Below are 23,650 nucleotides of genomic sequence, written 5' to 3' on the forward strand. Positions count from 1 at the left end.
TCTCTTAATGAGAAAGGAATTGAAGCAACAGATACTATTGGTGTAAGTGAGTTTCCGACGGATTCTAGGGATCCTTCTATGTTGGTTGACTTTGCTGATAGAGCGTTAAACTCTGCAAAGCTTAAGGGTAAGAACAGGATAGTAGCTTGGAACAAAGAGTTACAATAGTAGTGAAAGAATGTGTTTTATGTTTTTTACCATATCTTCAATTTCCCATACAAAATCTACAGCTCCTGCCTTTATAGCGCTTTTTGGCATTCCGAATATTGTTGAAGACTTCTCTCCTTGTGCAATTGTTATTGCTCCAATTTCGTGAAGTTTCTTCAGACCTTTAGCACCATCTGAGCCCATACCTGTCATTACTATACCTATGACATCTCTGCCGACGTTTTCTGCTATACTCTCAAAGAGGAGATCTACAGAAGGTCTAAATAGGAATCTACTATCTTCTACCACTCTAGCGAAGTACTTATTTTCACTTGAATGCACTACGAGATGTTTCCCTCCCTTTGCTATTATCACTTTCCCAGGTGATATTAGTTCAAAGTCTTTTGCTTCAACTATAGTTAAGTGTGGGTAAGAGTTTGCAAGTGATTTAGCAAACTCTAGTGTGAAAAACTCTGGCATGTGTTGGGCTATTACTATTCCCAGGGGAAAGTCTTTATCTATTTCTGAGAGAAGTTTCCTTATAGCAGGTGGTCCTCCTGTTGATATGCCAATTGCTATAAACTTGGGCTTTATTGCTTTCTTGCTTATTACTTCCGAAATTGGTGGATTCTCAAAAACTACGGGCGTGGATTCAACTATTCTTAGACTTTGGTCTATCTCTACTAAAACTTCGGATTTTGGTGATTTTTTTAGTCCCCACACCAAAACTTTCTCAAAAATTTCATTTTTGACTTTAGCTATGTCTAGGGATATAGGGCCTGAAGGTTTAGTAATGAAGTCTTTAGCTCCGAGGGATAAAGCTTTTATTGTTATTTCTGCTCCTCTTTTTGCAAAAGAAGAAAGGATTATTACTGGTATATCCTTACCTGTTTTTGAGTATTCTTCAAGGAACTGTATTCCGTCCATTTCTGGCATCTCTATGTCTAAAAGAATTACATCGTAATTGTTTTTTTGGATTTTGCTTAGAGCAACTTTACCATTTATGGCGGTGTCTTTCGGATTTATGAAAGGATGTGAAGCTAGTATTTCACTTATCATTTTCCTCATTAACGCTGAATCGTCAACTACAAGCACATCTATCTTGTCCATAAAAGAATGGTGTAACACTTGAAAAGATGTTTTCAAATTCTCTAAGTTTTGTTCTAGAGTTCTGATCTAGACATTTCTTTTCCCTTTGGCTATACCTGGTATTCTTGGAAACACATCCTCCTCCAGTGACGCTTCAACAGGCTTGAAATATCCAAGAGATGCTACCATTACTGCATTGTCTGTTGAGTATTTTGCTGAAGGTATGAAGCAATTTAGTGACTTGTCTTCTAGAAACTTTTTTCTGAGGTAAGAGTTGGCAGATACTCCTCCAGCTATAACTACGTTTCTTATATCTACGTCCTCTGAGAGCTTTTTTACTTTAAGGTAGAGAACATCAATGGCGGATTTCTGAAAAGATGCACATATATCTTTTATAGTTTTTTCGTCGCATTTGCTGATTTTCCTAAGAGTGTATAGGACACTTGTTTTTAGTCCACTGTAGCTAAAGTTATATCTATCATAAGGTTTTTCACTGGCTCCTAATGGAAACTTGAAGGCGTTTTCGTCTCCTTCTTTTGATAGCTTATCTATTATCGGTCCTCCGGGATATCCTAGTCCCAACATTTTTGATACTTTGTCAAAGGCTTCTCCAACAGCATCATCAACAGTATATCCTATGAGTTCTATGTCGTAGAAGCTTCTGACCAAGAACAAATTGGTGTGCCCTCCAGAGACTACTAGCCCTATAAATGGAAATTCAACTTCGTGTTCAATAAAAGATGAGAAAAGGTGTGCTTCAACATGATTTACCTTTATCAGAGGTTTTTCATAAAAGAATGAGATAGTCTTTGCTACATTAACCCCTATAAGCAATGATGAAGTCAACCCTGGACCGAATGTGACTGCTACCCTATCAATTTCGGTTAGGGATAAGTTAGCATCGTTTAAAGCTTTCTCCAAAGCCAAGTTTATAAACTCAAGGTGCTTTCTTGAGGCAAGCTCTGGTAAAACTCCCAGAAACTCCTTGTGAAACTCAACTTGTGAAATAACAACTTCGGATAAGATATTTCTGCCGTTCTCAACGATAGCAACGGAAGTTTCGTCACAAGAAGTCTCTATTCCCAACACTACCATATTCACTTCCTCTTTATGAGGATTTTTGATGGTCTATTGTTTTCTACTTCTATCACTTTGAAAACAAAATTTTTGTATTCGTAGAGGCTTCCGTATTTGGGAATGCTACCCGTTATATACATAAGAAAACCAGAAATGGTCCTCACATCCATATTTTCGTAGGTATCTCCGTCTATACTCATGCCGATCTCAGAAGCTACCTGTTCTACTGGTGCCCAAGCACTTACGATATACTCCTCTTCCGAGATTTTCTCTATTTCAAGTTCTTCGTCTTCCTTATTATCGCTCTCATCAAGTATCTCCCCTAGTATTTTCTCAAGAATATCTTCAAGCGTTATGATACCTATGTGGTTACCATACTCATCTACCACCACAGCGATGTTAGTTAGTTTCTCCTTCATAATGTTGAAAATGTCTAGCCCATTCATGTTTTCAGGAACAAATACTATCTCCCGTATTATCTCGCTTATCTTGAATTTGCCACCACTCTCAATATACTTATCATAGAAATCTTTGAAGAATATATACCCAACGATCTTTTCTGTATTTTTGTCAACTACCGGTAGTCTGGAATATTTGTATTTTCTGAATTTAGCTAGTATTTCCTCAGGTGTGGAATTGTAGTAACAGATTACAATATGTGGTCTGGGTAATACCATCTCTCCAGCGTTTATCTTTGAGAGATAGGATTGTATTCTTTTTTGTAAAGACAAGTAATTTTTGCGCTTAGGCATACTACTTTGATATGAAGTATCTTAGTCTTTCTAAAACGTCTGGAGGAATTTGTTCTTTATTTTCCTCAATATACTCTCTGAGTTTTTCAATTCTGTTGGTCAAATCTACGACTTTGTAATAATACACAGCATTACCAACCAGGTTGGATATTCCTTCCTGTAGGTTTCCACCCCTACCATCAATGTCAAAGTATCTAACCTTAAGGCCAACAACCTTGCTATCAAAAACTATGTTACTTAGAAATAAAGGAACTCCTTCCAGAAAGAGAAACATCTCATCTTGTTTGTATTCCTTGACGAAAAATACGGTATAAGTTTCATTTGAGATCAGCATTGAAGCTCCCGTAGTTGCGAGCATATGATATGCTGTATTGGTGGATTTGACTAAAAGTATCCTATGAGTTGTGCTAATAAACTTAGTTTTTCTGGTTATCACATAGTAGTCTTTGGCTGTGAGTGTGTTTCTGTTCTCGTAATCTTTTCCCCTGGTATCCAAGACTTTGACATCTTTATCCGATGTCCAATAAACTAGGTATCTTTTGTATAGGAATGTTCCGCTACCAAATTCATAGGGAAAGGAGATATCAAAGTAGTTTGTATTACTGAGGGTTGAGAAATAATAAAAAGCTTTTGGGAAAAACCATTTTGACAGTGTTTCTATGTTGACTTGGTTGGTTACAACGAGGTTTTTCTTAAAAGCTAGGTCTACTACACCATAGCGCAGAAGAATATATATCCTTTCTAGGAATTTTGCTTTTCTAAGAATACTTATATCAACTGGTTTACGGTTTTCGGATAGCATGTGTTCAGTTATCTCAAGCTCCTTTAGTCTCTCTAGTTTTCCGATGTCTATTTTGTCAAAGGTTGAAGATGCGTCAATGTTGTTTACTCTAAGGCAGAATTTTGAGGATAGTATGTTTTTGTTGATTTTATCAATGAGTTCAAACCTAATAAGTGAAACGTCAGGGAGAGTCTTGGAAAAGCAAGTTAGGGAAATAAATCCGATAGAGAATGCTATAGCGATAAGGTTTAATATCCAAGAGATGGTGGAGTTGTTAATTAATTTCACTAGAACTACGAGAGAGTAAAGTAGTAATATTAGGGATACTATGATACCAAAAGTGAGGATCAATGAGTATTTGGGGTAAAGCTCTATTGATAAAATGAAAGAGTAGAGAAATACGGAGAATGCTAAAAGGAGTAGGAAGAGGAATATGGCTAAAGTTAGGGTTAGTGAGACTTTGTGAGGCACTATAGTTAGGTAGAGGAATCTTACGGAATAGGACTTATGGGATAGATATAGTATTGGTGCGATTAGGTATGTGAGAATTATTATGAGGTATAGTATTAGGAATTTTGCTACTTTTAGGAAGAATGGATAGTCGTAGATATTGGCTAATGCTGACGGGTAGGCGGGTAATGTTAAACACAGATGTATCTCTCTTAGGTTTGTCAGTATAAGAAATAGTATTAACAGGGTTGTAAGGAGATCAAGGGTTATTAGTGTTCTTGAGTGTAATTTGGAAAGTTCTGCTTTCTGTGAGTATTTTAGTATAGCAAGTTTTGTTCTTATCAGGAACGTAGTAAGTGGTAGAAGGGTAAGAATAAAGATGGTAAGGACTAAGATGGAGATGTCTTGTAGGAAGTATTTATCAAGATTTGTGTGGCTTAGGTCATTGTAGAAACTTGAGAATGCGGATATACCTACAATGCTTAGAATTGCTAAGAGGATAGCAAAGATGGAGAAGATGGTTTTTGTGAAGTTTTTCACTCCTTTTCCCCTTTGGGTAGCTTGCCGAGAGCGGGAGTCGAACCCGCACGGTGTTGCCACCACCTGATTTTGAGTCAGGCGCGTCTGCCAGTTCCGCCATCTCGGCTTTATGGTCTCTTTAAGTATACAGAAAGCCTTGACTTCTTCTCAAGTTAACTCTAGCTTTGCCAATAATTCCAAAATTTATAACAAAAGTTGAACTTTACTGTTATGGATTGTAAGAAACAAACAAAACTTTTGCTAAAAAAGTGCCATCAAAGTATTTCAGGTTTGAGTGAGGTATTTAAAAGGAATTACTTATTTTTGAAATGAGTTACTGTTGGTATTCTTTCAGGTTTATTTTAGCTATAGCTAATTTAGCAAGAGGTATACTGTAAGGTGATACTGAGACGTAGTCAAGGCCTGTTAGCTTAAGGAATTCTATATTTCTTGGGTCAGCTCCATGTTCTCCACAGAGTCCTATTTTAAGGTCAGGTCTTACCATTCTTCCTCTGTGCACTGCTATGATTATAAGTTCTGCGACTTCTTCTCCCAATACTTTGAACGGATTATCTTCAATTAAGTCCATTTCGGTGTAGTCTGGTAAGAATGAGGAGATATCGTCTCTGGAAAGTCCATAGGTTGTGTGTGTTAGATCGTTTGTTCCGAAACTTACGAATTCTGCAAACACTGCGATTTTATCTGCGTGCAGTGCGGCGGAAGGAATTTCTATCATAGAACCATACTTAACAGGTATATCAACTCCACTACTTTTGATTATCTCGTCAACAACTTCTTTTATTCCCCTTATTCTTCTGCCTTCCATTACTTTGCCGTTTATAACTAGGTTTAGCTCTCTGTAGTTCATAACTACAGGTATCATTATCTCTGGTATTGGTTCAAATCCATTCTTTTTGACTTCAACTGCAGCTTCTGCAATTGCACAGGCTTGCATTTCGTATATCTCAGGATAGGTTACAGCTACTCTTACTCCTCTATGTCCAAGCATGGGGTTAACTTCCTTTTTAAGATCGCATATCTCCTTGAGTTTCTCTTTAGTGATATCGTATTTCTTACTTTTTAAGAAATCGTATAGATCCTCAAGCTCTTTGTCATTGTGTGGTAAAAATTCGTGAAGTGGTGCGTCCAGAAGTCTTATTGTTACTGGTTCGCCACTCATAGCGATGAATAGGTCTATGAAATCTTTCTTTTGGAATTTCTTTAACTCTGCGAGAATTTCTTTTCTTTTCTCATAGTTGTCGGAGATTATAAGCTCCTGGAATATTGGTAACCTTTCTTTTTCAAAGAACATATGTTCGGTTCTACATAGTCCTATTCCTTTAGCGCCTAGTTTTCTGGCAAGCATTGCTTCTCTTGGTTGATCTGCATTGGCTCTTACGACGAAATCTGGAGAGATGTAGTTATCTACGATTTTAAGAAAGTCCATCAGACCATTTTTGTCAAAATCTGGTTCTACTGTTTTTACTTCACCGAAGTATATTTTAGGAGACTCGTAGAAGGGCACCTCCAAGGTTATGTAATCGCCTTCATTTACTCTTATTCCGTCAATTTCAAAATAGTTGGGACCAAGCTTTATCCTAGGGTTTATTAAACTGACTTTACCCAGTGATCTTGCTACCACCGGAGCGTGTGATGCGTATCCCCCTTCAGTTGTTAGAACTCCTTGACCAATTTCTATTGCCTTAACATCCTCAGCATAAGTTGCAGGCATCACCAGTATAAGTCTGGTATCTAGCCCCATCTTCAATGCTCTATTGTATTCTTCTACTAATCTGTCTGTTGAGAAGAACACTCTACCGGTAGCAACTCCTGGTGATCCTGCAATGCCTCCAGAGACATATTTAACTTGGTTTTTCTTTATCCATCCTATGTCAATGGTTTTGTGTAAAAGCTCTACTAAATGTCCAGGATTAACTCTGTCAATGATGAACCTTTCGTCAATTATTTTCTTCTTCATAAGATCCATATACAGCTTTATTTCGGCTTGTGAGGATTTGTGTTGAACGGTATCTTGTTCTATTACCCATACCTTTCCCGTTTCTTTAACTACCATAACATATCTTATTTCTTTATACCTCTCCTCCAGTAGTTGTGCAAAATTTTGTAATTCTTCAAGAGTTTCTTTCTCTAGATCGGTAATTTCTTCACCTTTGCTGTCTTCATCTATGAAATAGTTTCTTCTAAAAACTTTACCCTGGATAATAGGTTCTCCGGTTACAATATTTCTTGTATAAAAGTAGCCGGTAAAAGACTCCGGGGAATAGTTACCTAAAACCATTTCCTGGACTAGTATCCCAACATCAATATCAGAGTTTATTCTAGCGATAGCAGACATCTGCTGAAGAACGTAGGCAATTCTCTCCTCTAAGTCTGATGGTATGCCTTTCTCTATATATTCTCTATCGTATTTTAGTCTCTCCTTTAGTTCTTTTATAGATAATACTCTCAGATCGTCTGCCTCGGGGAGCGAGAAGAACACATCGGGCCTGTATTCCGCGCCAAACCTTGCCATCTCTTCCAAGAATGTGCAGTATGCTATGTAGGCAAATCTCTCATCTACTTTATCTTTGAGTAATTCAAAGGTTGAGTCGTTTATTCCGAGAAACCTCACTCCTGGGAATTTCACCAACCTCAGATCTGGGCTAATTATCAGCTTCAGAAACAATGGAGATTCGGGGTCTCCTAACTTCCTACCAGTGATTTTGGATATGTCCTTTACATACTCAAGTATTGCGTTTATGGATTTAGTATCAAGAGCCTTAGCTTTGTCGCTGTCAAGTAAGAGTCCTGGTGGTATGGGTAGTCCTAATTCAACTAACTCTAAGATTCTTTCGCCTCTAACACCAATCTTGGATATATCCTTAGGTTTTTTGCTAAATCCATTTTGACTAAAAAAATATATTCCTTCCAACATAATATCATCTCCTAGTTCCTAGTATAGTTTTAAAAGATTTTAGTCCAGATTTCAATTTTTCCAGATGAAAATCAATGAGATCTGATTCTCATTAGGTTAGTGCGATAAAGTCTAAAGTTTTCTACCGAAGGAGTAAGAAGATCCCAAACTTTACGCTTACTCGCTTTCTTGATTCTGAATAACGTTTTTCAGTTTCAAGATATTACTTTCTTCAAGCTTCTAGCGTTTGTCATAGTAAGAAGAGTATTTGTCCAGTCCTGACAGGGACTGTGAGGAAAAGAGAAACTGTGCCTGGTTGTAAGTTTTAAACCTTATTGTTCTGGGGTTTGGTTAAAGAGTTTTAAACAACCTCTATAGGTTCAACCTCTGATTCTACGGATAAAACGGGGTTACGAATATGTGATTTGTTTGATGGGTAGAGATTCTGTAATCTTTAGAGGTTATGGGATCTCTTTATTATGCGACATTGAGTTTCTGCCTTTATTGAGAGAGTAATTTTACCCAGTCTCGGCAGAGACTGCGAGGGGAAGAAAACTACGCCGTTGTAAGTTTTAGACTTTATTGATTTTTGTTATTTTGCGATTAGGAGTTGTAGGTAGCTTGGTAGTAGGGTGGAGTTTGAGAGTAGACTTAGTGATGAAAGTTGATTATTGTTTTTTCTTTACAAGTGGATTTTTGGAATTTATAATATAGTTAAGATAGGAGGAAGCCTATGAAGGTTTTGAGAGTGGTGGTGCTTTTGGTAGCTGTGGTGTTTGGGGTAGTATTATCCTCCTGTGGAGGTCCCAGTAACAAGTTAGTGTTTATGTATTGGGGAACTCCTGAGGAGAAGGCAACAGTTTTGAATTACATAACGAACTTCTTGGAGCGAAACCCAGGAATTGAGATAGAAGCTATTCATGTTGACTCTCTTAGCTTTGGTCAGAAGCTAAAGACAATGATAGCTGGTGGAACACCACCTGATGTTTTTTACCTTGATATTGAGGATTTTGCAGGGTTGGTTTCAAGAGGTCATCTGTTACAGCTTGATGATTTTCTAAACAGAGATAAGGATGAGGTCAATCCTAGTGACTTTTTTGAAGCACCTTTTAATGAGTTTAGGTATAAGGGAAGATTGTATGGTATTGCGAAGGACTTCACAACCTTGGTCTTATACTATAACATAGACATGTTTGACAAGTTTAAGATAGGTTATCCTAATGACAACTGGACATGGAATGACTTTTTAGATGCTGCTAAAAAGCTTACAAAAGATTTAAATGGTGATGGTAACATAGATCAGTATGGTTTTGTGCTTGAGACTTGGGCAAACTGGTGGAGGAATTGGGTATACGCAAATGGTGGAACCTTCTTTGATAACGAAGGAAACTTTGTGCTTGGTAAGGAGCCATATTTGGGTAAGAATGCTGAGGCTATACAGTTTTTGGCAGACCTTATATGGGTGCATAAAGTTGTTCCAAAGATTACTACCTCAAGAGACTTTGGTGGTGGTGAGGCGATGTTCGTAGATGGTAGAGCCGGAATGGCTGCTTACGGCAGGTGGGTAACCCTAAGGTTTAGGGATATAACTAAGTTTAAGTGGAATGTTGCCCAAATGCCAAAAGGTAGTGCAAAGAGAGCTTCAACACTGTTTACGGTTGCGTACTGTATATATGCAGGGACAAAAAATCCTGAGCTATCCTGGAGTTTAGTTAAGTTCCTTTCAAGTCCTGAGGTACAGAAGGATGTTGCGAACAGTGGTTTAGCTATACCTATAAGGAAATCAGTCGCTTACTCTGATGCTTTCTTAAAAGCCTCAGCTATAGTTAAGAACCAGCCTCAGGTTGATAGCAAGGTTTATCTTGATGCTTTACAGTTTGTAACAGACTTTAGAAGACCGGTAAAGTGGGTTGAGATGAGAGATATTCTTGATGAGTATATTCAAAAAGTTCTCAATAATGATATGAAAGCAATTGATGCTCTGAAAGAGCTACAGCTTGATATAGAGGGGACTATTGGTAGTTAGTTTTAACATAGGGGGGAGCCCCCCTAGTGAAGTAAATTAATGAACAATTCTGGTAAAGTTTTAGAGCTAATTGATCTTGTATTAACCGGGAAAATTACAACTTTCTCTTCTCTTAAGGAAGCTATTGTAAAGTCAGGAATTAAGGTGAGTAAGTCTGAAATAGATATGATGTTCAATCTTATAAAAAGGCTGTATTGGGGGGCATTCTGTGATTTGAATTTTGATGAGTATACCGAATTGTGGAAAACTCTGGTTGTTCCTGACCAAAAGTATCCCTCTCTCTATGGTGACCTTAAGAAAAGCATAATTTTATCAAACCTTTATATCTCGCTTTTGGATATTCACGGTTATACTGCTTTTTGCCAGAAAACGAGAAGGAACATAAATTCTTTGCATAGGTTGGATAGGTTTGTTGAGAACACCATAAAAGTTACGGCAAAAAGATATGGTGTGATTGCTAAAAGAGATAGAGGAGATGAAGTAATATTGATAGGTTCTGATCCTGTTGATGTGATAAACTCAACTTTTGATGTTATAAATCTATTTTCCAAGAAGATAAGTTTAGTTGATGTTGAGCAAGGTGAAGATCCGTTTCTTCCGCCGTTTGAAATTTCGGGAGGAATTGTTGGTGGATATTCAACTATGCCGTTGATAGTGAGTGAAAAAGGAGATTTACAGGGTATTTTGATAAATCTGGCAGCTAGACTTCAGTCTAGAGCAAACTCAATCTCTCCGAACAAAACTAAAGTAGTTGTAGATCAGAACACTTACCATAAGTTTGTTTCATCCAATAAACCTAAGACTAATTTTGTGAAAAATATAAAGTTTCTGTTCAACGGTGAAATAGAATTTAAAGGAGGGAAACTCAAGGTGTATGAGATATACTACGGTGAGAGTGAGTCATACAAGGACTTTATATCCCAGCATATCAAGAATTTGGTTGAGAAGATCTCTCAAGGTGACTGGCAGTTTGGAATACTTTCTACTTTGTGTGATCTAGGGGCTATTACCTCAAACAGTATGCCAAGGTTTTCAAAAACTATTGAGCTTTACCATGATGGTGAGCTGAAACTTGTTGAAATTAACAACGATTATCTTTCTGATGCCTTTATTGGGATAAAATATGCTGTGGTTAATTCTAGGGATTTTTATACAGCAACCACAAAAATGAAACTTCTAATGGAAGTGTTAGATATGGTTGAGGGATTTGATCAAGTTGTCAAGGATTATTGTAAGGCGATTTTCAAAGAGTATGTGAAGGTATTCTATGAGTATGACAAGATTTTAGCACAAATTATTGGGGAAGATTATTCTGACTTTTTAAGTCAGAGTGAAGCTGAGATATTTTTCGGTTTTCACTCCTATAAAGACGCATACAACCGTATTCTTGAAAGAATAAACTCTGACCCGAAACTATTGCAGAAAAGAAAGGTTGCTTTGAATAAAGCTTTTAGTAATATTAGAAGTCAGATAAGTTTTTCAATGTATGTGGGTAAAAAATGATGCTTTAGTTGATTTATAAGTCTGAGGCTCTATTTTAGCGTGGTTGCGGATGATAGAAAAAAGGTTTGTGGGAGTAATATAATTTCCTTATGAAAGACATTGATGAAATGAAGAAAAAGATAGGAATTGATTCCCTTGATGCTGAGACTAGAGAGAAGCTCTTTAAGGAGTTTGTGAAAGGTGGTGGTAAAGTTTTGACCGAAAGGGAACTGCTAAGGCAAAAGATCCGTGAACAGCTTGCTAAGGGTAAGGAAGCTAAAGAGAAGGCAGTTTCTCATCCTACTCCTCCTAAGAAGTCAGTTTCGGTTTCCACAGTTAAATCTGCGGGTAAGCCAAAAGTTGTTCATTACGAACATAGCTTGAGTAAAGAGTCTTCTGACAAGCTCAAAGTAACTATAATTGATAGAATTAGGGTCTTTGTTGAAGCTTATTTTCAAGGTGTAATAACATTGTTTGGTTATGTTAGAAAAAGATTCTACGAGAGGACTCTTAAGGAAGTCCCTACTGCCTTTTTAGATCTGAGGATAATAGGGTATCTGCTTACCCTAAAGGACGAAAAGCTTACGAACTCCGTGAAAAGAAGTCTTAATGCTATAAATCCTATTGGATTTGAAGTGATATATAGGTTGAATGATTTCCCAAATAATGAGCTCTTTGATAAGATTGAAAGGATGAGAAAATTGTATTTACAAACTAGAGAAACAACTAAGCCTGAAGAGTTAAAGGAAGTTTTTAAGTACTTTCTCAAGAAGTTGTACCTTATGCATCCTTTTAAAGATCAGGCAAGGGTTTTAGTATCAACTGCTCTGAGGGCAATCTCTCAATATATTCCTAAAAGTGATTTTCAAAAAACTGAGAAGCTGTTTTATAAAGTTTGGGATTTTCTTTTTGAGGAGTATTTTCCAAAGCTGAAGGTTGTTGTTGACTTAATTATTGGAAAGAAGTTATCTTTCAATTCTGAGTATTTTATAAGATTCTTGGAAATCAAAGAGGAGGACTATATTGGGTATCTTACCGAGAAGATGGAGATTTCTAAGATAAAGGAAGAACCTAAGGAAGAAGAAAAAGAGGTGCAAAAGGAGAAAGAAAGGCAATCACCGGTGGACGAAGGGTTGAAGATCTTAAATGGAATTGACATTAGGAAGATTCAAGACAATATCAGAAAAAAAGATTTCTATGTAGAGTATAACGATAAAGTTTTTCTCACAGAGGCTTTAGTTGAATTCTATGAGAAGCATATATACCCTGTTTTGGTTCTTAAAGCAAAATACAGTGTGGTATTTGATTCTGCTAGGACCGTTGATGTTAAGAAGACTTTTGATGATCTGTATGCTAATTTTAGAACCTTAAGAGATAGGATAAATGAGTATTACAAAGTTGTTGAGGATTATAGGAAGATAGAATCGGACGTTATGGTTCCAGTTAGCAAAAAGTCAGGTTTGCTTAACACTAGAAGTATGGAAAGAGTTAGGCTGTCTCTGCAGATAAGGAAGGAGACAGCAGATATTTTTGAGAAAGTTAAAAATAATCTTGAGACAATACTCTCTGATTACAGAGCTGGTGGTAATATTTTGTTAAATTCAGATGAGATTGTGGAATTTCAGGTGGATAAGATAAAGGAGATAGAGGTTGAGAAAAATTTTTTTGAGGGGAAGAAGATTATTGATTCCTTGGAGGAGGTATACAAGATTGTAACTACTCTTGTGTTTTTGTTCAATGAGGGTGATCTTGGAGGGTCTAATGTTAAGGTAGAGAAACCGATTTACCTCAATTTGACTTTCTAAGTTGCTGTCCTTGTGAAAACTGCTGGTTTGATGTTCAAGTTTTCGGTTTTGGAATTATACTTTTTCTGGGGAATTTCCGTTTGTATCAATTACAAAGCTTTACTTCCTATTAAGTCTTAGGTGTTTGTTGAGAAGGATATTTACTCAGTTCTGACAGGGACTGCGAGAGGATTAAAAGAAAAGCAATGCCTAATTGTTATTGGAGTTTATTAGTTGATGCTTTAGAAAATTCAAATACTTCCTATATTTATAGTATAATTTAGTTATGAACATAGAGAAGATATTCTCATTTTTGGGTAAAGAGAATACTGCTTCACCTGAGAAGATTCTGTCAACGATAGAGGAGTCAAAATCTGAGGATTATGGTGAATCGGAAAAGGTAAATGAATTTTTAGAAGAGGAAGAAGCTTTTAGGACATTAAGTATGCCTCGTGGAGAAGAGGAGTCTAGTAAGGCTGGTGAAGAAGTAGAAGAATTGCTTTCAATCTTTGATCTTCCTCTACCTACTTATGAAGCAATAAGATCTCTTACGATACCTGATGTGATGAAAGAGACAAAGCAACAGCCGGTAGCTGAGGAAGAAGCTGGGAGAGAAATGTTTGGTTTATTGGAAGAGAGTGTTAGTTTTCAGCCAAAAGTTGAGGAAAAAGTTGTAGGGGAAGAAGGAGGGATTGAGGATCTTATTAGAGAATTTAAGGTTGAAGGTGTAGAGGAGAAGGCAGAGGAGGTTTCTGCTAAGGATCTGGAGGGACTTTTGGGGGTAAAGGAGGAGGAACAACAGGCTTTTGATATTTGGAAGAGATTGGAAGGTGAGGAAGTTGTGGAAGAGGAGAAGAGACAGTTTGAGTTTGGAAGGGAAGAACAAGCTTTTGATGTTTGGAAAGGGTTGGAGGGAGAGAAGGCTTTAGGAGAAGCAGAAGAACAGTTTGGATTTGGAGGGATTGGGGAAGAAGAAGGTATTTCTGAGAAGGCTGAGGAGATAGTTAAGGGAATAGAGCAAGCTGAGGAGGTTGAGTTTAAGCATCCTTTGGAGGAATTTTATGAAGAGCAGGTGTTTGAGGAATTGGAAAGTGAAGCAATGGGTAAAGGTGGAATAGGTGCTCAGACATTTGAAGAAGTAACTGAGGTAAAACCTGAGGAGATGATATATAGGGAGGAAGCGTATAAAGCTCCTGAAAGAAAGCCTACACCCGTTTCTGAAGAAACTAGGGTTGCTGAAGGATTAGCGGAATCGGATGTAGTGAAAGCAGTATCTCTGCTTAAGAGTTATCCAAGTGATGTGAGAAAGGCAGTAAGAGATCTCATAGAAAACAGAATACTGTCTGAGGCTTTGATAGATGAGTTATTTAGGAAAATTTTAACCAGGCCTTCTGAATCTGATCTGAAAAACTACATAAAGAGTATTGCTCCATTCTATAGGTTTGAGGAGGGAAGAAGGGTAATAATAGCTGCTAAGAAGAGTAAAGCTGAGGAGGCCTTGGAGAAGTTATTAAAGCGATCTGTTGTAGCAGTTCTGGGAGTTGGAGTAATCGCTATTGTAGGTTTCATTGTATTTACTGTTGTTTCTAGAAACATTTATTCGGAAAATCTCTACAATAGAGGTTTGAAGCTTATAGATACAGGTTACTATGACGAAGCTGAAAGCTTGTTTAGGAGAGCAGAGGAAGTAGGTGGTAGAAAAAAAGAGTGGTATACTAAGTATGCAATAAGGTATTTATACAACAATGTTCCTGAAAGAGCTGTAAGAAAGATTGAGGATGGGCTTAAAGTGTGGCCGTATGATTATAGGTTGAGCCTTAACTATGTTGATGCTTTGACAAGGTTGCCTCAGCCTGACTTTGATAGGGCTCTTAGATACTCTGAAGAATTTAGAAGAAGAGAGGAGAATAGTTTTAGGGCTGTTGATCTTAATGCGCAGGTATATACAAAAATGGGAGATTACTACAAGTCAAAGCATTACTACAAAGAGGCAGAATTGCTTTATATGAAATATCTCAAGGGCAAAGACAATAAGCACATCCCTTCCTTGTTTAGATTAGTGTCAATTTACATAAAGTTGGATAAGAAGGATAGGGTTGACGAGATGTATGATTATATAAAGAGGCTTGATGAGAATGCGGTATCTGAACCAGTGGGTATAGAGTTGATAAGATATTATATAGATAAGGGTGACTTGGATAGGGCAAGAAAGGTGGTATTTGAGCTTTCTACAATAAAACCTAAAGATCCAGACTTCTATTACGAGTTTGCGAGATATTTATTTATGAATGAAAACTATCGTGAGTCTGTTAAAAATCTTAAGGTAGCTCTTTCACTTAATCCAAAGCATGCGAAGTCATATGTTCTGATAGGGAATATTGAGTATATGCTAAAAAATAAAGCGAGTGCATTTGAGAACTATAAGAAGGCCATAGAGATAGATCCATCGCAGAAGGAAGCATATTTTAGAATAGGTGATATTCTTTACGAGAGTAAAGACTATAACGGTGCTTTAGGTTACTACCTAGAAGGGATAAAGTTGGGAGAACCGGAGAGTGTGGAGGAACTCTCCTATGTGTACTATAACTTAGCAAAGATATACTACCGTAATGGTATGTTGAATGAATCTCTAAGGTATTTATCTCACTCTTACTTAAGATTTCCGCAAAATCCGTTACTCTCTCACTTTATGGGAAACATATATCTGGAACTGGGTAAACCTGATATGGCTGTCCTACAGTATGACAAATCCATTGAGGGTTATCTCAAAATTATGGAAAAGATCAAAGCAATTGATCCCGGGATTTCAAGACATAGAGAGCTTGTTTCATTCCTTATAAGAAGTTATAACAACCAAGGTGTTGCCTATATTTTGCTTAGAGGTGAGGCTAATGTCAAAAACGCAATGTTAAGTTGGTGGGAAGCTAAAAACTATGCTGAGAAGATAAATTCAGTATATCCTAACGCTGAGTACAACCTTAAGCTTGTGCTTCATCCAACTATGATTAAATACAGGAATTTCGCAGTTGATAGGGAAATTCCTGACTCAATTCCTAAATATGTGTATACCTACCTGAGAGATTAGGATCTTGGAACTTTGTTATTTTGATGTTGATTGAACTGTCTGCAATTGCCTAAAATTAGTTATGTGAAAAACAGGGAAGAATTTAAGGATTACTACGAGATCTTGGGATTAAGCTTTGGTTCAACTATAGAGAAGGTAAAGAGTGCCTTTAGGAAGTTGGCGAAAAAGTATCATCCGGATGTGAATGATGGTCAAGAGAGTAAGGACTTTAAGTTGATACTGGAGGCTTACAAAGTTCTATCAGATAACAAGTCAAAAGAGTTGTATGATAAGAAATACTTAGAAAAGAAAAAGTGTGACTTATCTGTAGAGGTTAAAAAGTCAAATTCGCAGATTTCTACCAATATCGTGGATCCTAGTAGAGTTGAATACAAGATGTCTTTACTAAACTTGTCTAGAGCGGGGTTTGATCTTTCTAAGAAGTTTACTAGGGAGGATTTTTTAGAAGAACTTGGTGAGGATTTGGTAGTATATCTGACTGATAAAGAGATAGAGGAAGGTGCCTTTTTGGTGATAAAGCTTCCTGCAAGAGCTGTGTGTAATGTTTGTTACGGGGCGAATAGAAATTGTTATCGTTGTGATGGAACTGGATATATAACTACTCTGGAGGAATTGAAGATACCAATACCTCCGAATACTAGGCATTCTGAGACCATATATGTTGATTTGAGGAAAGGTCACAAGAGGCGGGGAGGTCCTATGTTTGTGCTAAGAGAACTCAAGGTCAGGGTGAAATGGTTGTCAATTAGCGATATAGATTGAGTTTACAGCTCTTTGGCAAACTTTGAAATATCTTTTATCTTAACATTTCCGCTTTTCTCTAGCATCTTATTCCACTCAGAGTATATAACTTCCTGGTAAAGGAATTGATAGGATGAGAATAATTTATCCACAATTTCTGACAATCTAGAGGGAATAACTTGCTTATTTAGAATCTTGTATATTATTTTTGTTCCTTGTCCTATATCAGCGATATCAATGTCTCCGGGGTTCTTTGTAAACCAAGAGGTGATCAAGGAAATGTTGTATGCTCCTCTGGGTAGATCAATTGCTTCACCTTTTTGATCTGGGATAAACTCTGTTAAAGCTTTGATAATACTAAAATTACCTGTCCTATAGACTTTAACACCCTTTATTTTCCTAATACCTTCAAAATTTCCAGCTGAGAGGTATCTTTTTAGGGTATTTACGGTGTCCTTTATGGATTCAGAATATTTCCCCATAAGGTTTTCAATGTTTTGGGTAGTGTGCTTAAGAGAAATATAGTCTTTGCTTTTCTGTGGAAGAGATTCAAAAGATGGTATTGAGACTACTTTGTATACCACATATTTTTTGTTTTCAAAGAGAGGTTTGGAGAAAGAGTTTATGTCTTCTGGAAGTCCGAGGATAATGTTTTTGTTTCTTTCTGGGTCAAGCTCTACTAGAGATTTTTCTTCAAAGCTACTACTACCGTTTGAAACAAAAGAGTATGCAGATTTTCTATCACCAAAGATGTATTTCTCAGCCTTGATTGTGATTTTAGCATCTAGAGCAATGTTTTTGTAGTTAGCAAGGTAGAAGTCACTTATCCCTTTGGGATTGTCTGTAAGTTCGCTTAACCTTATGAACTCGGTTTCATCAAAGTTTATAATATCCATAGCTATCTTGAGATCATCCAAGGTTTTAAGTAGATGTAAGCTAGCTTGAGATTTTTTAGGTATCCTATTTACGAAGGTGTCAATTTTTGTCGGTAGGTAGGAGGACTTTAGGTAAGACTCTACATTCAGTCTGACTAGCTTTATTTCTGAGGAAGATACCTCTGTTTTTCTTGCAAATGAGTGGATATTATCTGCTGTTACTCTATCTATGAATTCTTCTGAAAGATCAAGACCGTTGTGTTTTGCAAAGTCTTCTATAAGCATACTTGCTACAACATTCTGCACTGCTTTTGAAAGTATCTCTTCCTTGGTTCTAGTTTTGTAGAGTTCTCTTAGTCTTTCATATTCTCTGACAACGGGTGAATTAGCGTAAAATTCAACAGGTTTGCCGTTAACTTCTGCAATGACCTCCATCTCAACAACTTCGCCACCTCCTCCACTGTAGGAGATGAATATAGATACTGTGAATATAAATGCAACGAAGAGTATAACGACTGTAGCCCAAAATTTCTTCCAGTTGAGCTTCTTTTTTTTCTTATTCATGGTAGTCATAGTGTCCTCCCTATTCGGGTTTGTAATCGGGGATGTATTTCACAACTTCGTTGTATAAGTAGTATCCAAAATATTCAAGAGTAAGCTCTGTTGGGAAGGTTTCTATAGCTTCAAATTCTTTTATTTCTAGAATCCTGTTTTTAAGTTTTTCGTCTTTGGTCATTCTAAGTTCAAGAAGTTTAGCACATTCTTTATAGTTTCCCTGTAGGAATAGTTTTTTTTCTTCGTCATTAAGCAGTCTTAGGAAACTCTCATATCTGTATTTATACCTGTATGCTGGCTCAAGTGAGGTTGATGGAATTAGTTGAAGGATAGCAAGAATAATCACTAGTAAGGTGAATATTCCTAAAAACACGAAATATCCTTTGAGGCTATTCTTCATATTCGTTTTTGCTTTCATATTTACCTCCTTACCTTCTGAGAACACTCAGTCTTTGCAGAGCAAAGTTATACTCTTGAGTATTGACTCCTTCCCAATTGTCAACGAAAAGAGAGTAATACTTTATAGCTTCGCTTTTGTTTCCCATATTGTCTGCGGAAAATCCAACTACAAAGTAGAGGTATTTCCCTTTATCGCCTAACTTTTTGATTCCCTCTAGTCCATATTTGTATGAGCTGTTGAAGTCTCTTATGGAGATATAGAAGTTAGCGACGTTTATGTAAAACATGAAGTCTTTGGTAGTGGTTAATTCTATGTATTTTTGCATTGCATTTTTGGCTTTGTTGAGCATGTTGATGTCTATTCCTGCAAATCTGGCTAGGTAAAGGTTTGCTAGCTGAAGGTAAGCTTGAATTTTTTGTGGGTTGTTGGCTTTTATACTGTCATCGGAGATAATTTTTTCGTATTGGATGATATTGGATTTCGGTGTAGCTTTAAACCTATCTGCTATGTTTTTGATTGTGTTTAGGTCATTGTATTCTGGGGCTTTTTTGGGGTCTCCTCCGTACTGTTTTTTATAGCTTAAGTTCTTTATAAGCGTATCCATATACATCTTCACTTCATCTAAAAGTTTTCCTTCCTCTTCTGGAGAAGCAAAGGAATTCAGGTATTCAAAAGTCATAACACCAAATCTAACAAATGCATATGTAGCGTAGATATCCGTTCTCATAGCTTCTTTTAGTAAGTCTAAAGCCTTGATAAAGTATTCCTTACTGGTTTCGTAGTTGTTTTCTTCGCTGTAATACTTTGATAGCTGGTAGTATAGCATGGAACTATTAAACATAACTGGGGCCATGTCTGATCCGTATCTGATAGCGTTGCTGAGGTAAATGGGAATGGATTCTCTGTATTCCTTTATTTTGGAGAGGAGTTCGTTTTTAACGCTTGGTTCTACTAGAGGTAGAACGTTTTTGTATTCAGATATTTTGTCTAGGTTGTACTTAGCTAGGGAGTAATTGAAAGAGGAGGCTATCTCTTTTGTAAGGTAATCCCACCAAACAGAAACGGGTGTTTCTAGCCATCTCTGCTTGTAGTAGTTGTAGTAGTCCATCGTGTCTAGGCCATTAGGGTGTTCATAATCTTTGATGAAGTATGCTCTGTTGCCTCTGATGGAGATGTAGCCTTCCTTTGAGAGAGAGGTTAAAGTTTGTTGGAACACAGTATCAAATATCCTGTTAGCTCTCTGATTCGCTTCTTGGAGTATATTGTTGAAAGAAGGAAGGTCAAGGGTAAGTCCTGTTAGAGATTTTTCGTAAATTACTCTCTTTACTATTTCATTGAAAAGGAGTTTACCGTCCTTCCCACCCTTATAGGTAAACTCTTTACGTGGAACAATTCTGTTAGATTCAAATTTTACATAGCCTTCATACTCTAAAACTCTGGCTACTTCCACGAGTTTCTGAACATTGATGTTAGGAATTATCAATGATCTATAGATGCTTTTTAGGTAGTCCAAAGGTAGAGATCTGTACTCTTTAAGCTTGTCAACGATGAAATATTTAGCTTCGTTGACTTTATACATCATTCCATACTGTTTGTAGTAATAGTCACCATATTTCCATAGTTCTTTGCCGGTCCATGTCATATAGATATTCTTTTTACCTATTTTCCCTTTTAGCTTGTATTCCTCAAAAGTGGGTTCGCCCTTAGTGCCCAGTTCTGATCTATAGAAAGGCTCATAGCCGTTAATGATGTTGTAGTCAACAATATCCATCCTAAGTTGTAGGTTTTGGAATGGCAGGTATCTTAAGTCACCGTAGATTCTTTTGAACACATTACCTTTCTGATCGTAGCAGACAACATCAGGTCTTTTAAACTCAACCATCTGGAAATAAGCAAGTCCGAAAACTTGGTTGTCTCCTCCCTCTGTCATCAGAATGGTATTTGTGGTTACTGACTTTAGAAGTCCTAGGCAGTAGTCATGATTAAGCCAATCTTTGGAATTGTCGTTGTATTTATAGTTCTGGAAGTAAGTAGCAACAACCAGTAGTAGAAACAATAAGCCCCATAAGATGTCTAGTAGGTTTTTCATAGTTTCTCCTGTTTTTCAATTATGGTAATACAAGATAACCGCTTCTTGCAATTTCTCAGAGATTCAATTAATAGATTCCGAAGTTTGTGACTAGGATGTGGTCTTTCTTTTATCTCGCAGTCCCTGTCGGGACTGGGTGAACGCTTTTCATAATAATAACCTAAAGGCTTGTGAAGTGAAACTTGTGATTGATGGATGGTATCTAGGATGGGTAAACAAAAGGTTGAATCTTATCTGCTCACCTAATAGAAATTGGAATTTACTGAGTTGAGGGTTAGTTAGTAGCAATGTGGTGGAGAGTATTTGTAAAATTTTTATAGTATGTTTGCTGTAGTTTTGAACGATGTTTCAAAGTGGTATATTGAGGACAATGGGAATAGAATAGTTGTGTTTGAGAAACTGAGCTTAGGTATAGAAAAAGGTAAGTTTGTGGTAGTTGTAGGGGAAAGTGGTTCAGGGAAGACAACGCTTTTAAACATCATTGGTGCTATTGATAGTGTAAGTGAAGGAGAGGTAGTGATAGATGGTGAAAACATAACGAATATGTCAGAGGAGGAACTCTCTAGTTTTAGAAATAGGAAAGTTGGGTATGTTTTTCAGAATCATTTTTTGCTGAGAGGGTTTTCGGTGATAGAGAATATCTTGGTTCCTGCGATGATAAGAAGGGATTTTTCTGAAGAGAAGTTTACTAGAAGGGCTAAGGAGTTACTAGATTTTTTGGGAATAGCTGATAAGATTTACAGAGGCATTGATGAATTGTCAGGTGGAGAGAAACAAAGGGTGAGTATAGCGAGGGCGTTGATAAATGACCCTGAGATCATAATAGCTGATGAGCCTACAGGGAATCTGGATCACCGAAATTCGGAGATAGTGTTTTCTTTGTTTCATAATCTTGTTAAGAGTTTGGGTAAAACGTGTATAATGGCAACGCATAATTTACACTTAGCTGAAAGGGCGGATAGGATAATAAGTCTGCCTGAGGTAGTTAAGCTATCAGGTTTATAGGATTGGGGTTCTGTGACAGTAAGAGCAATTTAGGAGATGTTTTTCTTGATTTTTTCAACATATCTTTCTGCGGATACTGCTGCAACTGCTCCTTCTCCAGCCGATGTGATTGCTTGTCTTAGGAGTTTGTCAACACAATCACCACAAGCAAAAACGCCGGGAAGGTTTGTGCTCATATCGTATAAGTTCACTTTTATGTATCCTGCTTCATTCTTTTCAACTTCATCAAATATTGAAGTATTCGGAGTCAAGCCAATAAATATGAAAACACCATCGGTCTTTACAATGCTTGTTTCATTAGTTACTACATTTCTTATTCTTACAGCTTCAACTTTTTCATCTCCTAGTATTTCTTCAACCACACTATTCCAGATGAATTTAAATTTAGGGTTGCTGAAAGCCCTTTCTTGTAGCACTTTTTCAGCTCTAAGTGAGTCTCTTCTGTGTATTAGCGTGATGCTTTTCACAAACCTTGTTAAGAACAGTCCCTCATCAAGGGCGGTATTTCCTCCTCCCACAACAACTATGTCCTTATCCTTAAAAAAAGCACCGTCGCAGGTAGCGCAAAACGATACCCCTCTACCTAGAAATTTTTCTTCACCTTGGATGCCTAACTTTTTATAGCTTGCTCCGGTTGCAATTATGACTGAATATGCTTTAAGCTTTTTGCCGGAAGCTAGTGTTAGTTCCTTAATTTCGTTTCTTAGGGAGACCCTGATTACTTCGTCTATTATGATTTTCAGTCCATATTTTCTAGCTTGTTGTTCCATTCTCATGCCTAATTCATAGCCACTTATCTCTGGAATTCCAGGATAATTTTCAACTATATCTGTGGTGATGATTTGACCACCAGGGCCTATCTTTTCAACTAATATGGTATCCATTCTTGCTCTTGATGCATAGAGTCCTGCGGATAACCCAGCTATGCCTCCTCCTATTATCACAACATCATATGTTTTCTCCTCATCCTCCGGTGAAGGTTTCGGAGATTTTGAGAACACTCCTAGCTTTATATCCATATTTGTAAATCTGAGCCAAGCGAAAAAGCTTGGGCTAGGTGATTTCTGTCCCGCTACCTAGCAAGCGGTAGTTTTCTATGTATTTAGTAAAGCTCTTGTCTTGTCTCGTATTATGTTTTCTACCTCTTGAGTCAGTTTCCCCTTAAATTCAAGAGTCTCTAGCAACCTGTATTTTGACGATTGCATCAATTGAGTGAGTGTTTTCCCAACAGCTCCACCCCAACCGTGTATTCCTATTGCTAAGACAGGTTTATTATAGTCTGCTTTGTCAATTATTGTAGATATAACAAATCTCATATATGGGTGAATTGATGATTCATAGGTTGAGGCTCCAATTATCAATGCTTCGCTGTTGGGAATATCTTTTAGCAGGTCGCTTATATCACAATACTCAGTGTCAGTGAACTTGTAGATCAAAACTTTACAGTTGTTTTTGGTAAGTTCATCAATAGCTATCTTAATTGCACTTTCTACATAACCGTACATTGAGTCATAGATAACTAATATTTTCCCTTTCTCAGGATTGCCTTCTGCTACGTCAGTGTAGAGTTTGAATATATTCTGTGGATTTTTTCTGAAAACAAGTCCATGTGCTGGAAACACTGCCTTAGTTTCGTTTATGATACCAAGCTGTTTAAGCTTATCAAAGTTTTTCGTTATGTATTCCCTGAAGTGTCCTATTACTGTGACTACGTATTTTGTGGCGAAAGGTGAGTACTCCTTGAGGGTTTTTTCGTCGGAGTCATCAATGTCAGTAGGTATGGAATATCCCCCACCTATATCTCCTGTGAAAAGTAGATTATATTCCTTTAGGTATGTAACCATGGTGTCTGGCCAGTGTAACCAAGGTGTGGAGATGA

At 37.2% G+C, this 23,650-nt stretch carries 16 protein-coding genes and 1 tRNA gene; 6 read left to right on the top strand and 11 right to left on the bottom strand.

Features of this window, described 5'->3' with window-relative positions:
- Positions 1 to 159 precede the first annotated feature (159 nt).
- From cheB to ABDH28_07370, 6 genes are all read right to left on the bottom strand, one after another.
- The gene (cheB, locus tag ABDH28_07345; GenBank protein MEN2998829.1) at positions 160 to 1,257 is read right to left on the bottom strand and encodes a chemotaxis-specific protein-glutamate methyltransferase CheB; all 1,098 of its coding nucleotides are present in this window, start codon (positions 1,255 to 1,257) and stop codon (positions 160 to 162) included.
- Between the two features lie 66 nt (positions 1,258 to 1,323).
- Positions 1,324 to 2,331, bottom strand: a complete 1,008-nt coding sequence (tsaD, locus tag ABDH28_07350; GenBank protein MEN2998830.1) for a tRNA (adenosine(37)-N6)-threonylcarbamoyltransferase complex transferase subunit TsaD — start codon at positions 2,329 to 2,331, stop codon at positions 1,324 to 1,326.
- A gap of 2 nt (positions 2,332 to 2,333) precedes the next feature.
- Positions 2,334 to 3,065, bottom strand: a complete 732-nt coding sequence (locus ABDH28_07355) for a CBS domain-containing protein (GenBank protein MEN2998831.1) — start codon at positions 3,063 to 3,065, stop codon at positions 2,334 to 2,336.
- Between the two features lies 1 nt (position 3,066).
- Positions 3,067 to 4,836 carry a hypothetical protein gene (locus tag ABDH28_07360; GenBank protein ID MEN2998832.1) on the bottom strand — a complete coding sequence of 590 codons (1,770 nt, stop codon included), beginning with the start codon at positions 4,834 to 4,836 and terminating at the stop codon, positions 3,067 to 3,069.
- Between the two features lie 22 nt (positions 4,837 to 4,858).
- Positions 4,859 to 4,942, bottom strand: a tRNA-Leu gene (locus ABDH28_07365).
- 207 nt (positions 4,943 to 5,149) lie between these two features.
- Positions 5,150 to 7,750 (bottom strand): putative PEP-binding protein, encoded by a 2,601-nt coding sequence (locus ABDH28_07370; GenBank protein MEN2998833.1) that lies wholly within the window; start codon positions 7,748 to 7,750, stop codon positions 5,150 to 5,152.
- A 712-nt stretch (positions 7,751 to 8,462) separates the two neighbouring features.
- Between ABDH28_07370 and ABDH28_07375 the strand changes: the two genes are divergently transcribed.
- The 5 genes from ABDH28_07375 to ABDH28_07395 all read left to right on the top strand — a co-directional run bounded on the left by ABDH28_07375 (position 8,463) and on the right by ABDH28_07395 (position 16,868).
- Positions 8,463 to 9,755: a sugar ABC transporter substrate-binding protein gene (locus ABDH28_07375; protein MEN2998834.1), complete on the top strand. Its 1,293-nt coding sequence runs from the start codon at positions 8,463 to 8,465 to the stop codon at positions 9,753 to 9,755.
- 39 nt (positions 9,756 to 9,794) lie between these two features.
- Positions 9,795 to 11,258 carry a hypothetical protein gene (locus ABDH28_07380; GenBank protein MEN2998835.1) on the top strand — a complete coding sequence of 488 codons (1,464 nt, stop codon included), beginning with the start codon at positions 9,795 to 9,797 and terminating at the stop codon, positions 11,256 to 11,258.
- Positions 11,259 to 11,347: 89 nt separating this feature from the next.
- Positions 11,348 to 13,042, top strand: coding sequence for a hypothetical protein (locus tag ABDH28_07385; protein MEN2998836.1), 1,695 nt, complete (start codon positions 11,348 to 11,350; stop codon positions 13,040 to 13,042).
- A 265-nt stretch (positions 13,043 to 13,307) separates the two neighbouring features.
- Positions 13,308 to 16,106, top strand: a complete 2,799-nt coding sequence (locus tag ABDH28_07390; protein ID MEN2998837.1) for a tetratricopeptide repeat protein — start codon at positions 13,308 to 13,310, stop codon at positions 16,104 to 16,106.
- A 63-nt stretch (positions 16,107 to 16,169) separates the two neighbouring features.
- Complete coding sequence (locus ABDH28_07395; GenBank protein ID MEN2998838.1) at positions 16,170 to 16,868, top strand: DnaJ domain-containing protein; 699 nt, start codon at positions 16,170 to 16,172, stop codon at positions 16,866 to 16,868.
- Positions 16,869 to 16,870: 2 nt separating this feature from the next.
- Here ABDH28_07395 and ABDH28_07400 read toward each other — a convergent pair whose 3' ends face one another.
- Genes ABDH28_07400 through ABDH28_07410 form a run of 3 tightly spaced genes read right to left on the bottom strand, consistent with a single transcriptional unit; the run spans position 16,871 to position 20,766 of the window.
- Positions 16,871 to 18,286 carry a SurA N-terminal domain-containing protein gene (locus tag ABDH28_07400; GenBank protein MEN2998839.1) on the bottom strand — a complete coding sequence of 472 codons (1,416 nt, stop codon included), beginning with the start codon at positions 18,284 to 18,286 and terminating at the stop codon, positions 16,871 to 16,873.
- 19 nt (positions 18,287 to 18,305) lie between these two features.
- On the bottom strand, positions 18,306 to 18,695 hold the full coding sequence (locus tag ABDH28_07405; protein MEN2998840.1) for a hypothetical protein: 390 nt from the start codon (positions 18,693 to 18,695) through the stop codon (positions 18,306 to 18,308).
- 10 nt (positions 18,696 to 18,705) lie between these two features.
- Entirely contained in the window at positions 18,706 to 20,766 is a 2,061-nt protein-coding gene (locus ABDH28_07410) for a hypothetical protein (GenBank protein ID MEN2998841.1), read from the bottom strand.
- A 321-nt stretch (positions 20,767 to 21,087) separates the two neighbouring features.
- Here ABDH28_07410 and ABDH28_07415 point away from each other — a divergent pair, with 321 nt between their 5' ends.
- A complete protein-coding gene (locus ABDH28_07415) occupies positions 21,088 to 21,771 on the top strand; it encodes an ABC transporter ATP-binding protein (protein MEN2998842.1) in 684 nt (227 codons plus the stop codon).
- Positions 21,772 to 21,800: 29 nt separating this feature from the next.
- Here the strand turns inward: ABDH28_07415 and trxB are convergent, their stop codons facing one another.
- Both trxB and ABDH28_07425 read right to left on the bottom strand, forming a co-directional pair.
- Positions 21,801 to 22,790, bottom strand: a complete 990-nt coding sequence (trxB, locus tag ABDH28_07420) for a thioredoxin-disulfide reductase (protein MEN2998843.1) — start codon at positions 22,788 to 22,790, stop codon at positions 21,801 to 21,803.
- 75 nt (positions 22,791 to 22,865) lie between these two features.
- A partial coding sequence (locus ABDH28_07425) for a flavodoxin domain-containing protein (protein ID MEN2998844.1) occupies positions 22,866 to 23,650 on the bottom strand: 785 nt, incomplete at its 5' end.

The sequence above is a fragment of the Brevinematia bacterium genome (genome assembly GCA_039630355.1).
GTDB lineage: Bacteria > Spirochaetota > Brevinematia > DTOW01 > DTOW01 > SKYB106.

Bases quoted from the DNA above. Each gene is read 5' to 3' on its own strand.
- ABDH28_07375 (MEN2998834.1), top strand. From the start codon at position 8,463: ATGAAGGTTTTGAGAGTGGTGGTGCTTTTGGTAGCTGTGGTGTTTGGG.
- ABDH28_07400 (MEN2998839.1), bottom strand. From the start codon at position 18,286: ATGAATAAGAAAAAAAAGAAGCTCAACTGGAAGAAATTTTGGGCTACA.
- ABDH28_07410 (MEN2998841.1), bottom strand. From the start codon at position 20,766: ATGAAAAACCTACTAGACATCTTATGGGGCTTATTGTTTCTACTACTG.
- ABDH28_07370 (MEN2998833.1), bottom strand. From the start codon at position 7,750: ATGTTGGAAGGAATATATTTTTTTAGTCAAAATGGATTTAGCAAAAAA.
- ABDH28_07380 (MEN2998835.1), top strand. From the start codon at position 9,795: ATGAACAATTCTGGTAAAGTTTTAGAGCTAATTGATCTTGTATTAACC.
- tsaD (MEN2998830.1), bottom strand. From the start codon at position 2,331: ATGGTAGTGTTGGGAATAGAGACTTCTTGTGACGAAACTTCCGTTGCT.
- cheB (MEN2998829.1), bottom strand. From the start codon at position 1,257: ATGGACAAGATAGATGTGCTTGTAGTTGACGATTCAGCGTTAATGAGG.
- ABDH28_07390 (MEN2998837.1), top strand. From the start codon at position 13,308: ATGAACATAGAGAAGATATTCTCATTTTTGGGTAAAGAGAATACTGCT.
- ABDH28_07355 (MEN2998831.1), bottom strand. From the start codon at position 3,065: ATGCCTAAGCGCAAAAATTACTTGTCTTTACAAAAAAGAATACAATCC.
- ABDH28_07415 (MEN2998842.1), top strand. From the start codon at position 21,088: ATGTTTGCTGTAGTTTTGAACGATGTTTCAAAGTGGTATATTGAGGAC.
- trxB (MEN2998843.1), bottom strand. From the start codon at position 22,790: ATGGATATAAAGCTAGGAGTGTTCTCAAAATCTCCGAAACCTTCACCG.
- ABDH28_07385 (MEN2998836.1), top strand. From the start codon at position 11,348: ATGAAAGACATTGATGAAATGAAGAAAAAGATAGGAATTGATTCCCTT.
- ABDH28_07405 (MEN2998840.1), bottom strand. From the start codon at position 18,695: ATGAAAGCAAAAACGAATATGAAGAATAGCCTCAAAGGATATTTCGTG.